The organism is Plantibacter sp. Leaf314 (genome assembly GCF_001423185.1).
Taxonomy (GTDB): domain Bacteria; phylum Actinomycetota; class Actinomycetes; order Actinomycetales; family Microbacteriaceae; genus Plantibacter.
Window position 1 is genome coordinate 995,613 of the sequence record NZ_LMOB01000001.1, and the last position, 14,157, is coordinate 1,009,769.

Annotated in this window: 13 protein-coding genes and 1 tRNA gene; 1 reads left to right on the forward strand and 13 read right to left on the reverse strand. The window is 71.1% G+C overall.

The window, feature by feature from the left end; all coding sequences use genetic code 11:
* The first annotated feature begins 55 nt into the window (after positions 1-55).
* Positions 56-2,272, forward strand: coding sequence for a hypothetical protein (locus ASF68_RS04645; protein ID WP_056007439.1), 2,217 nt, complete (start codon positions 56-58; stop codon positions 2,270-2,272).
* Positions 2,273-2,337: 65 nt separating this feature from the next.
* On the opposite strand, the gene ASF68_RS04650 is transcribed toward ASF68_RS04645, so the two are convergent.
* The 13 genes from ASF68_RS04650 to ASF68_RS04710 all read right to left on the reverse strand — a co-directional run bounded on the left by ASF68_RS04650 (position 2,338) and on the right by ASF68_RS04710 (position 14,110).
* Complete coding sequence (locus tag ASF68_RS04650) at positions 2,338-2,649, reverse strand: rhodanese-like domain-containing protein (RefSeq protein ID WP_056007442.1); 312 nt, start codon at positions 2,647-2,649, stop codon at positions 2,338-2,340.
* Between the two features lie 273 nt (positions 2,650-2,922).
* Positions 2,923-3,171: a hypothetical protein gene (locus ASF68_RS04655; RefSeq protein WP_157580203.1), complete on the reverse strand. Its 249-nt coding sequence runs from the start codon at positions 3,169-3,171 to the stop codon at positions 2,923-2,925.
* Positions 3,172-3,275: 104 nt separating this feature from the next.
* A complete protein-coding gene (locus tag ASF68_RS18650) occupies positions 3,276-3,491 on the reverse strand; it encodes an Lsr2 family protein (RefSeq protein ID WP_200936392.1) in 216 nt (71 codons plus the stop codon).
* A 36-nt stretch (positions 3,492-3,527) separates the two neighbouring features.
* Positions 3,528-3,601 (reverse strand) — tRNA-Leu (locus ASF68_RS04665).
* A 102-nt stretch (positions 3,602-3,703) separates the two neighbouring features.
* The gene (locus ASF68_RS04670; RefSeq protein ID WP_082498486.1) at positions 3,704-5,260 is read right to left on the reverse strand and encodes an NAD(P)/FAD-dependent oxidoreductase; all 1,557 of its coding nucleotides are present in this window, start codon (positions 5,258-5,260) and stop codon (positions 3,704-3,706) included.
* A gap of 66 nt (positions 5,261-5,326) precedes the next feature.
* Positions 5,327-6,553 (reverse strand): S8 family serine peptidase, encoded by a 1,227-nt coding sequence (locus ASF68_RS04675; protein WP_327078805.1) that lies wholly within the window; start codon positions 6,551-6,553, stop codon positions 5,327-5,329.
* Between the two features lie 101 nt (positions 6,554-6,654).
* Positions 6,655-7,176 carry a DUF501 domain-containing protein gene (locus ASF68_RS04680; protein ID WP_056007448.1) on the reverse strand — a complete coding sequence of 174 codons (522 nt, stop codon included), beginning with the start codon at positions 7,174-7,176 and terminating at the stop codon, positions 6,655-6,657.
* Positions 7,177-7,214: 38 nt separating this feature from the next.
* Positions 7,215-8,009 (reverse strand): septum formation initiator family protein, encoded by a 795-nt coding sequence (locus ASF68_RS04685; RefSeq protein WP_157579814.1) that lies wholly within the window; start codon positions 8,007-8,009, stop codon positions 7,215-7,217.
* A 74-nt stretch (positions 8,010-8,083) separates the two neighbouring features.
* Positions 8,084-9,364 (reverse strand): phosphopyruvate hydratase, encoded by a 1,281-nt coding sequence (gene eno, locus ASF68_RS04690; RefSeq protein ID WP_056007454.1) that lies wholly within the window; start codon positions 9,362-9,364, stop codon positions 8,084-8,086.
* Between the two features lie 116 nt (positions 9,365-9,480).
* Entirely contained in the window at positions 9,481-10,479 is a 999-nt protein-coding gene (locus ASF68_RS04695) for an endonuclease/exonuclease/phosphatase family protein (protein ID WP_056007456.1), read from the reverse strand.
* 142 nt (positions 10,480-10,621) lie between these two features.
* A complete protein-coding gene (gene hisS, locus ASF68_RS04700; protein ID WP_082455874.1) occupies positions 10,622-11,929 on the reverse strand; it encodes a histidine--tRNA ligase in 1,308 nt (435 codons plus the stop codon).
* A gap of 52 nt (positions 11,930-11,981) precedes the next feature.
* Entirely contained in the window at positions 11,982-12,662 is a 681-nt protein-coding gene (locus tag ASF68_RS04705; protein WP_056007461.1) for a MazG family protein, read from the reverse strand.
* Positions 12,659-14,110, reverse strand: a complete 1,452-nt coding sequence (locus ASF68_RS04710) for an aldehyde dehydrogenase family protein (RefSeq protein WP_056007464.1) — start codon at positions 14,108-14,110, stop codon at positions 12,659-12,661. The genes ASF68_RS04705 and ASF68_RS04710 overlap by 4 nt, the downstream gene beginning before the upstream one ends.
* Between the last annotated feature and the right edge of the window lie 47 nt (positions 14,111-14,157).

A 14,157-nucleotide genomic window follows, 5' to 3' on the forward strand; every position in this document is an offset into this window, starting at 1 on the left:
GAATTGTCGGCCGATCTGGCGCGGGAGGTTGACTTCGCGCGGCGATCTTGGGGGAATGGAGACGGTGACCGGGGAACACGCGCGCGCAGGAACAGGAGTCCGATCGAATCGCTCGATCGGACGCGTCGCGATCCTCCTCACCGGTTTCCTGCTCGCGGGGCTCTGGACCACGACGATCGCCGCCCCCGCCTGGGCGACGCCCGAACCGCTTCCGGCTCCCAGCCCGAGCGACACCTCGGCGGCCCCGACCCCGCCGCCGCTCGACGGTCCGACGATCACGAGTCCGGCCGCCGGTTCGTTCATCGGCAGCGGGTCGGTCACCGTCACGGGCACGAAGGACACCGGGACCGGCATCCAACTCCAGCTCGGTGACGGCATGGAACCGGCCTGCATCCTGCCGCAGGACGACGGCACCGACTGGTCCTGCTCGGTCGTCCTCCCGGACGGCGGCGGCATCTCGATCACCGCGGTCGAGGTAGGCGCCTCCGAGACCTTGTCCGCGCAGGTCTCCGTGTCCGCGCTCGGCCCGCCCACGATCACGGACGGGACCCCGAGCAACGGTGGCGTCCGCGGCACCGCCTACCCGGGCGCGACGGTGACCGTGCGTGCGGACTCCGGCGCCACCTGCAGCTTCGCGGCGGACAGCTCGGGCAGCTGGTTCTGCGTGCTGGGTGAGCCGCTGCCGGCCGGCGACCTCTCCGTCACCGCCACGCAGCAGGCGTCGTTCACGGGTGGACAGCGTTCCGACGCCTCCGCCCCCGTCGTCCTCTCGATCGATCGGGACGCGCCCGCTCCCCCGGTGATGACCTCGCCGGTCGCCGGCCAGGCGATGCCCCTGGGCGCCTCCACCTACGCCGGCACCGGCGAAGCGGGCGCGACCGTCACCGTGTTCGCCGACTCCACCTCCGTCTGCACGGCGGTCGTCGTCGACGGCTCCTGGACGTGCTCGGGTGCCGGTGTCCCGGCCGGCGCGCACGTGGTCCTCGCCATCCAGCAGGACGCGGCAGGCAACACGAGCGGCGCGAGCACGGCCGTCACCCTCACCTTCGGGGACGCCGCCGGAGCACCCGCCACACCCGCACCCTCCCAGCCCTCCCCGCTGCCGACGGAGGGCGCCTCGCCGGCGCCGGCCCCCGGGAGCCAGCCGCCGGGGACGCAGCAGCCGGCACCCTCACCGAGCGGCGAGCCGACGCCCGATGCGGCTCCCCCGGTCGGTGGTGGCGGCGGGCTCTGGTCGGGCTCGACGCCGTTCTCCCAGACCCTCTCCTCGACGATCGACGGCCGTGGTCAGCCCGTCTGGTGGCTCGCGGCCCTGCTCGCGCTCGCAGCCGTGGCCCTCATCGCGGTCCCGGCGCGACTCCTCGCGACCTCGACCGCCGGATGGCTGTCGATGGTCGGCGAACACCGTCGAGCGCCCGTGACGGGGCGCAACCGGCCCCGGAGCGAGTTCGAGCGCCCGCCGTCCGTGCCGCGGCCGAGCCGGTCGATCCTCGCCGTCGTCACCACCGTCCTCGCCGGCGGCATCCTGATGTTCGCGCACCCGGTCGTCGGACAGCCGGCCTACCTCCGCCTGTGGTTCGCATCCGTGCTGGCCGTGGTCGTCATCAACGTCGCAGGGCTCCTCGCCCAGCTCGTCGTCGCCCGGCGGTCCGCACTGGGTCCGATGCGGGTCAGCATCCGGAGCGGTGGCCTCGTGACCGTGGGCCTCGTGACCGCGCTGTCGAGACTGTTCGCACTGCAACCCGCGTTGCTCTTCGCCCTCCTGGCGGACCTTCGTCCAGCTCCGAGCGCTGAGGCGTCTGATGACGCCGACACGGCCTCAGGGACCGTCACGCCGGCTCGTGCGGCAGGCGTCTCCACACGGACCGCCGGTCACCTCGCTCTGGCGAGGATCGCCGCCGCCGCCGGGATCGGATCCCTCGCCTGGTTCGTGTCCGCATTGGCCGGCGAGCCGAGCGGCGCCGTCGGCGCGATGGCCGTGGAGGCCGTGAACCTGACCGCGATCGCCGGGATCGGGTCGGCGTCGATCGCGCTCCTCCCCCTGGGTCCGCTGGGCGGTCGCGCCGTCCTCGACTGGTCCAAGCCGGTGTGGCTCGCGAGTGCCTTCCTCGGCTTCACCCTGCTGTTCGGACTCCTGGGTCCGACGGCGACGATGCCCGGTGCCACCGACACCCTCGTCGGGATCCTGCTGGGTGCGCTCGTCTTCGCGGCGATCGGTGCCGGCGCGTGGGCGTGGCGTCGACACATCCGTCCGCTCCTCGACGCGCACTGAGGGCGCCGTGGCGTCCGCGGACGGCCCCGCTGGACGCGATTCGGCAGGTGGACGCGGAGGGAGCGTCAGCCGGCGTCTGCGGCGCGCTGGACGGGCAGGCCGCTGGCAGCCCACTCGGAGATGCCACCGGTGACGTTCACCGCGTCGTAGCCCTGCTGCTCGAGGTACCCCGCGACCCGTGCGCTGCGGCCACCGGAGTGGCACATCACGTAGACCGTCTCCTCGCGCGGGACCTCGTCGAGGTGGTCGAGGAAGGACGACATCGGCAGATGCCTCGCGCCGGCCACGCTCGCGACGGCGACTTCGTCGGCCTCACGGACGTCGATGATGACGGCGTCGTCGAGCTTGCTCAGTTCGGTTGGGGTGATCTCCTGCATCGCATCAGCCTACCCTCGCATCGCTGCCCCGCGGCCTGGTCCGACGGCGGGCAGACGTGAGGGCGAGGTAACCCGAATACCTCGCCCTCACTTGAGGCGTCTAGCAACCGATCGACCTGGAAGCTTGCGGCTTCCGGGACCGGCTCACGGGTGACGCCCCCACTCGAAGGTAGCGGACCGTCGGCCCCTTCCGTGACGTCGACCGCCGTGTCGCGACCCGGAAGGCGAAAATGGCGACCCCCGTTCGGGGGTGCTCACCGACGGCCGGGAGGGTCAGTGGGCGCTGTCGGGGTCGCGTGGGAGGTGGAGCTCGCCCGGGTCGACGTCCACGTCACCGACGTCGTCCGGCCCGCCCGTACCGGGGGCGACGTTGATCATGCCCGAGGCGATGTCGGGGTCGCGGACGACCGGCTGTCCGTCGTCCTGCTTGGCTTCCGTCTCGGCTTCGCTCGAGGGGCTGTAGGAGCGGTCCTTGGTCGTCCGCTCGTCGTCGTTCAGGCCGGATTCGTTCGGAGTACTCATGCTCAGCACGCTACTGGCCATCGCGGTCCGCACCCGGCCCCTTGCAGGATGGTCGAGAACGTGCAGACCTCCGAGGCCACCGGGACGGTTCGCCTCGGCCGCGATCAGTGCAGGCGGCGGAGCGACGCCGCGGCGACGATCGGCCGGGCCGCCTCGACGTACGCGGAGAGCGTCTCGCGGAGCGCAGCCGCGTTCTCGTCGGTCAGATCGATCTCGTAGTTCTCGCCGTCGATGCCGAAGCGGACGGTCTCCCCCAGTCCGCGTGGGATGTCGGAACCGTCGAGGTCGTCGATGAGCGTCGTGATCGTTCGGGTGGCCATACATCCATCCTCCCACCTCCCGAGAGGGGATCGTCGTACCCCCGGTGGGGTTCGAACCCACACTGCGGCGATTTTAAGTCGCCTGCCTCTGCCAGTTGGGCTACGGGGGCGTGCCTCTCATCGTATCGAGGCGTGAGACGCCGAGAGGCGCATGTCCCGGCTGACCGGTGACATGCGCCTCTCGAAGGACGGAGCGGGACGCTCCAGCCGCACTACTTGCTCGCGCTGACGTCCTCTGCAGGCGTCGCGTAGGCCTGCTCGTCGCCGGCGCCGGTCGGGGCACCTGCGGCGGCGGCGGCGGGAGCCTCCGACGAGGGAGCCTCAGCGGCGGGCGCTGCGGCCTCGGCCGGGGCGGCCTTCGGCTTGCGCTTGACGGGAGCCTTCCGGGCGGGCTTCTCGGCGGCTGCCGGAGCCGCGGGGGCCGCAGCAGGAGCCGCGGCGTCCGCCGGGGGCTTCGGGCGCGACGCGAAGGTCTCGAACGCCTCGCGGGGCGTCTGGACGGCCTGCAGGGAGACGATGTCGCGTCCGAGCCAGAAGTTGTTCCACCAGCCACCGAAGACGCGGAACTTGCGCTCGAAGCTCGGCATGGCCAGACCGTGGTAGCCACGGTGGGCGAACCATGCCGGGAGGCCCTTGATCGCGAGGTTGCCCGACTGGAACACGCCGACGCCGATGCCGAGACCGGCGACCGCGCCCATGTTCTTGTGGAAGTAGTTCTTCGGCTCCTCGCCACGGAGGACCGCGGTGATGTTCTTCGCGAGGAGCTTGCCCTGACGCACGGCGTGCTGCGCGTTCGGCACGCAGAACCCGCCGACACCGCCGCCGCTGAGGTCGGGGACGGCGGAGACGTCGCCGGCCGCCCAGGCGCCCTCGACGATGTCGTCGTCGGTGCCCACGCGGAGGTCGGCGCGGGTCTTGATGCGGCCACGCTCCTCGACGGGGAGGTCGCCACCACGGACGACACCCGGGTTCGCCATGACGCCGGCGGTCCAGACGATGAGGTCGGACTCGAACGACTCACCCGTGGAGAGCTCGATCTTGCCATCGACCGCGGACTGCAGCTGCGTGTCGAGGTGCACGAGCGCGCCGCGCTCGGCCAGGTTCTTGAGGACCCAGTGGCTCGTCTCGATCTTGACCTCGGGCATGATGCGCCCCATGGCCTCGATGAGGTGGAAGTGCGTGTCCTCGAAGGAGAGCTGCGGGTAGAACTTCAGCAGCGAGCTGGCGAAGGAACGCAGCTCGGCGAAGACCTCGATACCGGCGAACCCGCCACCGACGACGGTGAACGTGAGCAGGCGGTCGCGCTCGGGACCGGCGGGCAGGTTGGCCGCCTTGTCGAAGTTGGAGAGCACGCGGTCGCGGATCGCGACGGCCTCCTCGATCGTCTTCAGACCGATCGCGGTGTCGGCGACACCCGGGATGGGGAAGGTCCGGGAGACGGCGCCGGCGGTGACGACGATGATGTCGTAGTCGACCTCCCACGGCTCGCCGATCTCCGGCGTGATCGTCGCCTTCTTCTCGGCGTGGTTGATGCCCGTGACCTTGGCGGTGATCACGTTGGTGGACTTCAGGTGACGACGCGGCGAGACGACCGCGTGACGCGGCTCGATGGAACCGGCGGCGACCTCGGGGAGGAACGGCTGGTAGGTCATGTACGGCAGCGGGTCGACCATGGTGACTTCGGCTTCGCCACGGCGAAGCTGCTTCTCGAGCTTCCAGGCGGTGTAGAACCCGGCGTAACCACCACCGACGATCAGAATTTTGGGCACGGCGAACGATCTCCTACGTCAAGACGATTGGTTCAGATCAATGTCTGAGAATATCGGAACAGAGTACTACTTCCGCAGTACCCGCTTGAAATGCCTGGTAGCGCCTATGACACCGAGCGCCACCAGGCTACCAGTTCCGAGCAGGAGCGCCAGCGGCAATGACCCGTAGAGCAGGGTGCTCGGGGTGGGCAGGAAGGGGTTCGCGCGGACCTCGACGGCCTCGCCCTCCGGGATCGCGGGTGGCTGCGGTTCCGGTGTCGGCCGGTGGAACCCGTCGGCCGGATCGGTGTCCTGCGGAGCACGCCGGTAGAGCGTGATCCAGTCGGACAATTGCTCCTCCGGAGACGTCGACGCTGGCCCGACGGTCGCGCTGACCGCCCGCTCGGCGTCGATGAGACCGGCGCCGTAGATCGGACTCTGGGCGGAATCGCCCACCTGCTTCGCCGTGGCGGTCACTCGCTCGATGGCGTCGGCCGCGCTGAGGTCCGGCCACGCCGAGCGCACGAGCGCGACCAGCCCGGAGACGATCGGCGCCGCGCCGCTCGTGCCCTGCCACTGCACGGAGGAACCGGCCGGCGTCACCCCGACGAGCTGCTCGCTCGGCGCGGCGACCGCGATCGTGATGCCCTGGCTCGAGGCGTCGAAGCTCGCCGAGCCCGTCCGGTCCACGCCCGCGACGGTCAGCACCCCGGGGATCGTGGCGGGGGCGCCGACCTCGACCGTCCCGCTCCCCCGGTTGCCCGCCGCGGCGACGACGACCACGTCGTGCGAGAAGGCGTACAGGAACGCGTCGTCCCAACTGGTCGGCCAGTCGAGACTGTTGCGGGTGAGGGACATGTTGATGACGTCCGCACCGTTGTCGACGGCCCACCGGACGGCCGTGGCGATCTGCTCGTCCCAGGGCACGACCGTAGACCCCTCCGAGCCGAACCCGACCGAGATGGAGAGCAGCCGGGCCTCCGGAGCGACGCCGATGACGCCCGCGCCACCCGTCCGGCCGCGGCCCGCGATCATCGACGCGACGAGCGTCCCGTGCTCACTCCCCTCGGACCCAACCGGGGTCCGTCCGTCGGCGCTGCCGAGACCGGAGACGTCGACGCCGCCCGCCACCGCACCGTTCAACTCCGTGGGGCCGTCGGCGATCCCCGTGTCGATGACCGCGACGGTGACCCCGGCGCCCTTCGTCGTCTCCCACGCCGTGGTGAACCCGTAGTCGTCGAGCCAGTACTGCATGTCGCGGACGGTGTCCGCCGAGGCCGGGAGTGCCGGTGCGACGACGAGGATGACTGCCACCAGGGCACCCAGCGCGGGGCGCAGACCACGGAGACCACGCGGACGGCGTCCGTGTCGCTCCCCGACGCTCCCCCGCGTGCGACGTCCGTCGCGTGCGGGGGCTATCCCAGACCCGCCTGGCCGTCCGCGCATGCGCAGACCTCCGGGCTCCACGTCGCACGCTCGAGCGCGAGGTCGCCGATGGGGTTGACGCCCGGGCCGGCCGCGAGGGCGTGGCCGACGAGCGCGTGCAGGCATTTGACCCGGACCGGCATGCCGCCGGCGGAGATCCCGTCGATCTCGGCGACCTCGGCGATGGAGGTGCGGTCGGCGAGGTAGGCGGCGTGAGCGCTCGCGTACCCGCTCCGCAGCTCCTCGTCCTCGGCGAGCAGCTCGGTGTACTCGTTCATGACCTGCGTCGCCTCGAGCGAGGACACCGCGGCGGTGGCCGCAGGATGCGTCAGGTAGTAGAAGGTGGGGAACGGCGTGCCGTCGGCGAGACGCGGTGCCGTGGAGACCACGGTCGGGGCACCGCACACACAGCGTGCGGAGATGCCGACGACGTCCCGTGCCGGGCGTCCGAGTTGCGCCGACACGATCTCGACGTCGCGCTCGGAGACGGGGCCGAAGGGAGGGGTGCTCATGGTTCCATTATCGCCGGGATCACCGACGTCGCTCGACGTCAGCCTCCGGCGGGCGGCGCGGCGGGTGTCGTCTGCGCGGGCGCCGGTGTCTGCGCCGGGTCGGTGGCGTCGGTCGCGGTCGGTGCCGGCGAGTACCCTGTGGCGACGAGCGAGGCCAGCAGTCCGTCGAGCCAGTCCGACTTCGCGTCGACGAGGGTGTCGCTCACCGGGGTCTCGGTCGTGGGCAAGGACGCCGGGTCGACGTCGTTGATGATGATGTAGCTCACCTCGCCGGGCAGCGCGTAGAACAGGCGGTCGCGGGCCTGCGTCATGACGTAGCTCTGGTCGTTCCACCGTTCGCGCTCCGCCTGCTGGGCGTCGACCTTGGCCTGGGTGTCGGCGACCGAGGCCTGCAGGACCGCGATCTGCTGCCGCTGCTCGAGGAAGGTCTTGAGGTTCGGGGCGAGGACGACGACACCGAGGACCAGGATGCCGAGGAGGAGCACGCTGAACCCCGAGAGGCGGAGGCTCCGCAGCCATCCGCCGGCCTCGGACGGGCGTGCCGGGGCCGTCCTCGTCGATCCGGTCCGCGTCCGCGGGCCCGAGGAACCGGCGGCCGCCGAGCGGGCGGCCTTGGTCGCGGGTCGCGTCGCCTTCGTCGCGGATCGCGCCGGCTTCGCCGTGGCTCCCGCTGCGCGCTTGGACGGCGCGGCGCCCCGCGGCGCGGTCGCCTTGTCGGCTGACGGCCGCCGAGACGCCGACGACCGCTGCTTCGCCGTGCTGGCGGACGACGTCCCGCTCGTCGGCGGCGTGCCCTTCGGCTCGCCTCCGGCCGGCATCGATGGCTTCTTCACAGGCGCCTCCCGCACACGACGAAGGCTCTCAGGGGTGCCGATCGGCACCCCTGAGAGCCTTCAGGTGACGATGCTTAGGCGGTGAACCGGGGGAAGGCGCTGCGGCCGGCGTAGACGGCTGCCTGGCCCAGCTCCTCTTCGATCCTCAGCAACTGATTGTACTTCGCGACCCGCTCGCTGCGTGCAGGCGCACCGGTCTTGATCTGGCCCGCGTTCGTGGCGACGGCGAGGTCGGCGATCGTGGTGTCCTCGGTCTCACCGGAGCGGTGCGAGAGGATCGTGGTGTAGCCGGAGCGCTGCGCGAGCGAGACCGCGTCGAGCGTCTCGGTGAGCGTACCGATCTGGTTGACCTTGACGAGCAGCGAGTTCGCCGCACCCTTGGCGATGCCGTCGGCGAGACGCTTCGGGTTCGTGACGAACAGGTCGTCGCCGACGATCTGGACCTTGGAACCAAGCTCCGGCGTGAGGTGGGCGTACCCGGCCCAGTCGTCCTCGGCCAGCGGGTCCTCGATCGTGATGAGCGGGTAGTTCGCGACGAGGTCGGCGTAGTACGCGGTCATCTCGGTGCTGTTGAGCGCCTTGCCCTCGAACTGGTAGGCGCCCTCCTTGTAGAACTCGCTGGAGGCGACGTCGAGGCCGAGCGCGATGTCGGTGCCGACCGTGAAGCCGGCCTGCTCGATGGCCTCGACGATGAAGTCGAGGGCTGCGCGGTTGTGCTCGAAGTCGGGGGCGAAGCCGCCCTCGTCGCCGAGGCCGGTGGCGAAGCCCTTCGACTTCAGCAGGCCCTTCAGCGTGTGGTACGTCTCGGTGCCCCAGCGGAGCGCCTCACGGAAGCTCGGAGCACCGATCGGCAGGATCATGAACTCCTGGATGTCGACGCCGGTGTCGGCGTGCGAGCCACCGTTGATGATGTTCATCATCGGGACGGGCAGGACGTGGGCGTTGGCGCCGCCGACGTACCGGTAGAGCGAGAGGTCCGCGGAGTCCGCAGCGGCACGGGCGACCGCGAGGCTGGCGCCGAGGATGGCGTTCGCGCCGAGGCGGCTCTTGTTCTCGGTGCCGTCGAGCTCGATCATGGTGTGGTCGACGAGACGCTGGTCGTCCGCCTCGATGCCCTCGAGGGCCGGGCCGATCTCGTCGAGGACGGCGTCGACCGCCTTCTCGACACCCTTGCCGAGGTACCGTGCGGCATCGCCGTCACGCAGCTCGTACGCTTCGAACGCACCGGTCGATGCGCCGGACGGGACTGCTGCACGACTGACCGTGCCGTCCTCCAGGAGCACCTCGACCTCGACGGTCGGGTTGCCTCGGGAGTCGAGAATTTCGCGAGCGCCTACTGCCTCGATGAGTGCCACTGATGTTCTCCTTGTGGGGATTGGGACGTGGGACGGGTACGACGGCCGCCCGCGCTCAGTCTAGTGACATCGGCTGAACGGGCGCAGGGCCCCGGTCCGTCGACGGGTGACACGCCTCAGCGGTCGAGGCGGAAGCTCGAGACGATGCCGTGGTGGTCACTCCCCTGCGCGTCGCCGACGGCGTTGTGGGTCGCGACCATGCCGCGCACGAACACGTGGTCGAGTCGCATGAGCGGGGTGCCCGCCGGCCAGGTGAGGCCGAACCCGCCCTCGCTCTGATTCGGTTCCGAGACCTCGCTCTGCAACGCGGCGAGCGCGCGGTCGGAGGCGGAGGCGTTGAAGTCGCCCATGACGACGACGCGGTCCCTGGTGTTCGCCGCGACGGCCTCCGCCAGTTCCTCGAGCATCACGTCGCGCTCGGCGTGCGCGCCGGGGCGGGCGGAGTCCGCGTGGATCACGTAGACGCTCACCGCACCCGCCGGCGTCTCCACGACGGCGTTGATCGCCCGATACCAGTCGAGGCCGAGCTTCAGGCCGACCGAGTCCTCGATCGGATATCGACTCCAGAGGCCGACGGTCCCGGTGACGACGGAGTACGGGTAGGCGGCGTCGAGGGTCGCCGCGAGAGGCTCTCGGTCCTGGTCCTCGATCTCCTGCAGCGCGATGAGGTCCGCCCCGCTCGCCGCGAGCGAGCCCGCGATCACCGCCGGGTCGCCCTCGGGACCGAGGTTCTGGCTGGCGACGGACAGTGCTGCCGCCGCCGGGACGGCTTGCCGCGCATCGCCCAGCGGGACGACGCCCGGCCCGAACAGGAAGCCCCAGACGAGCGTCGGGGCGAGCAGGCCGATGACGGCTCCCGGCGTGCGCGCCACGAGCACCAGGAGGGCGAGGACGGGGAGCACGACCCAGGTCCACGGCAACGCGTTGTCCCACACGAGGCCCAGGCCGAGGACATCCGGCACGAGCGCGTGTGCGGCCGTGAGGAGCGCGAGCGGGACGCCCACGAGCAACGCGATCGTGGTCGCCTTGCGACGGACACGACCGACGCCGCGGCGGACGGGGACGGCCGTCTCCGGCGCGCGGCGCGAGCGCGGCGGGGAGGCCATGGCGGTCATCGGAACCAGTTCTTCGGTCGAGGGGTCGTGAGCGGGCGTCCACCTCGCGGTGCGGTTCCGTCGGAATGCTCCATCCTGCCCCGAAGAGCTGGGCAGGCGCTCGGAAGCGCGCCGTGCGTCGCGGACCTCGTCGCGCGGAGGCTCAGTCGAGCGGCTTGAACTCGAGCGATTCGCGCGTCGAGTCCGCCGCCACGAAGGCGAAGGAACCGAACCCGGCCGCCGTCACGCGCTCGAGGAGCGCTCGGAGGTTCTTCACCCGTGCCTCGAGGCGGACGCGGCGACCCTCGGCGACGAGTCTCGCCTTGAGCGCGACGAGCGTGGCCGGGGCGACGTCGCGGTCGTGCACGAGGACGACGGACTCCCCGGCGGCGTCGCTCGGGAGCTCGACGAGGTCCACGATGCGCTCGAACCCGATCGAGAACCCGGCGGCGGGCACATCCTGACCGAGGAAGCGACCGATCATCCCGTCGTAGCGACCGCCACCACCGAGCGAGTATCCGAGATCCGGGTGGGCGATCTCGAAGATCGCACCCGTGTAGTAGCCCATCCCGCGGACGAGGAAGGGGTCGAAGACGAGAGGGTTCGCGAACGGGTCGGCCGGCTGGCCCTGGAGCGGGCTCGCCGCAGCGACGGCCTTGCCGAGTGCGTCGAGCTCCGCCACCACGGTGTCGTCCGCACCGGCCGGCAGGGCCTTCCGGATCGCGCGTTCGCCGAAGGTGTTGAACTCCATCGTCTGCGGACGGGAGAAGAAGGCCTCGAGGGCGTCCACCGCCGCTTCGTCGACTCCACGTCCGCGGAGCTCGGCGACCACACCCGCCTCGCCGATCTTGTCGAGCTTGTCGATCGTGATGAGCACCTGCGCGTGCGTCTCGGCGGGGAAGCCCAGGGCGTCGAGCATGCCGATCAGCAGGCGGCGGTCGTTGATGCGCACCGTGGACCCGGTGATCCCGAGTTCGACCAGGGTCGCGAGCGTCGCGGTGATGAGCTCGGCCTCGGCGAGGTTCGAGGCTTCGCCGATGATGTCGATGTCGCACTGCACGAACTGGCGGTACCGGCCCTGCTGCGGCCGCTCGCCGCGCCAGACCGGCGCGATCTGGATGGAGCGGAACACCGGTGGCAGCTCCGCCCGGTGCGAGGCGTAGAACCGCGCGAGCGGCACCGTGAGGTCGAACCGCAACCCGAGGTCGGTGAGCTCGGTCTGGTTCTCGGCCGCGGCCACGATGGCCTCCGGCGTGAGCTTGCGCCGGAGGATGTTGAACGCCATCTTCTCGTTGTCGCCGCCGAGCCCGGAGTGCAGGCGGTCGTACTCCTCGACCACCGGCGTCTCGATCTCGTCGAAGCCGTGCGCGGTGAACACCCGGCGGATGGTGCCCAGCGCGTGCTCCCGACGGGCCTTGTCGGCGGGGAGGAAGTCACGCATGCCGCGCGGCGGGTTCACTGGAGCAGCCATGCCTCAATTCTGGCACGGCGCCGACGGTGTCCAGTGAGGGTGTGACCGGCGATCAGCCGTCCCGGTCGGCCGTCGTCGGTGCCGCACCGGGGCGCTCGGCGTCGAGGACCCGTGCACTGAGCCGACGGACCGCGGTGCGCAGCGCCCGCTCGGCGTCGAGCCCGTCGGCCTTCGCCGCGGCGACCACGGCGAGGAGGTGGTCGCCGAGGGCGTCCTCGTCGGCGAACCGCTCCACCTCGGGCTCCGGCCGCACGCCGAGCGAGGCGGCCCGGCCGAGCACCTTGTCGGCGAGGGCGAGCGAGGGCATCGCCTGTGGGATCCCCTCGAGGGCGCTCGCCCGCTGCGCCTTCTCGGTCGCCTTCGCCGCGTTCCAGACCCGCAGGACGTCCTCCGGGGTCGGTGCCTGCTCGTCACCGAAGACGTGCGGGTGCCGGTGGACCATCTTGCGGGTGACCGCTTCGGCGACGTCGTCGAAGTCGAACGGTGCGTCCGGGTCGCGTGACGCGATCTCCGCGTGGAAGACGACCTGCCACAGCACGTCACCGAGCTCCTCGACGAGATCCTCGCGCGACCCCGCCTCGACGGCTTCGACGAGTTCGTAGCTCTCCTCGATCAGGTACGGGACGAGCATCCGGTGGTCGATGCCCTGCGTCCACACGCACCGGTCGCGGATCTGGCGCATCGCGTCGACGAGGCGCGCACCGGAGGTGTCGCCGACAGGCACACTGCTCATCGGCGCGGTCCGCCGAGACGAGCGTCACCCGCGCGCCCGGTCCGGGACAGCAGCCGTACGATGCGGTCCCTGGCTTCGGTGAACGGCGGATAGACGAGCGACAGGGTGTCGGGCGAGAGGGGCTTGGAGAACACCGCCTTGGCGTGGCTGAACGTGTCGAAGGAGTGGCGACCGTGGTACGCGCCCATCCCGCTCGCTCCCACGCCACCGAACGGCAGTCCGGGGACCATCAGGTGGGCGGCCGGGACGCCGAAGGCGAGGGCCCCGGACGAGGTGTCCCGGGTGAATCGGCGGCGGGTGGTCGCGTCGTCGCTGAAGACGTAGAGCGCGAGCGGCTTCTCCCCCGCGCGGATGTGGGCGATGGCCTGCTCGAGACCCGACACGTGGAGGATCGGCAGGATCGGCCCGAAGATCTCCTCCTGCATGATCGCGGCGGACGCGTCGACGCCGTTCACGACCGTCGGGGCGATGTACCGCTGTGATGCATCCACCACACCGCCGATGACCGGTTCCAGTCCGCCGAGGAGGCCGCTGACCCGCCCGAAGTGTCGGTCGGAGATGATGCGACCGTAGTCGGCGTTCCCGGCGGGATCGGCGCCGTAGAGGTGCGCGACCGCATCGCGCAGGTACGGGACCAGCCGGTCGGCCACGGATTTCGTGGCGAGCACGTAATCGGGGGCGACGCAGGTCTGTCCAGCGTTCATGAGTTTGCCCCACATGATCCGTCGGGCGGCGTCCGCGAGGTCGACCGTGTCATCGATGTAGACCGGCGACTTGCCACCGAGTTCGAGGGTGATCGGCGTCAGGTGCTCCGCCGCCGCCCTGGCGACGACCCGCCCGACGGGGGCCCCTCCCGTGTAGAAGAGGTGGTCGAACCGTTCGGCGAGGAGGGCGGTGGCGACCTCCGCATCGCCCTCGACGACCGCGACCGCGCGGTCGTCGAGGTACTCGGGGAGCAGCCGGGCGAGCGCCGCGCTCGTCGCGGGGGCGAGCTCGCTCGGTTTCAGCAGGACGGCGTTCCCGGCGGCGAGCGCTCCGATCATCGGGCCGAGGGACAGTTGGACCGGATAGTTCCACGGCCCGATCACGAGGACGACGCCGACCGGCTCCGCCACGACCGACGCGGAGGCCGGCGCGAGGGTCAGCGGCACGGCCACCCGCCGCGGCTTGACCCAGCGCTTCAGGTGCTTCAGCGTGTGGTCGAGCTCACTGATGAGGAGACCGATCTCGGTGATCTGCGCCTCCGTGCCGCTCTTGCCCAGGTCAGTGGCGAGCGCCCGCTCCAACTCGTCCCCGCGCTCGAGCAGCAGCTGCTTCACCGCACGGAGCTGCCGGATGCGCCAGGCGAGGGGCTTCGTCGCTCCGCGGTCGAAGGCCTGTCGGAGCCGGGCCACGGTGTCGGCGACGACCGTCTCCGGGTCTTGGATCGTCCGGGTGCTGGTCGCCATGGGTTCCTCCGACTCGACGGGATCGTGCGCCCCAGCATACGTCCGCC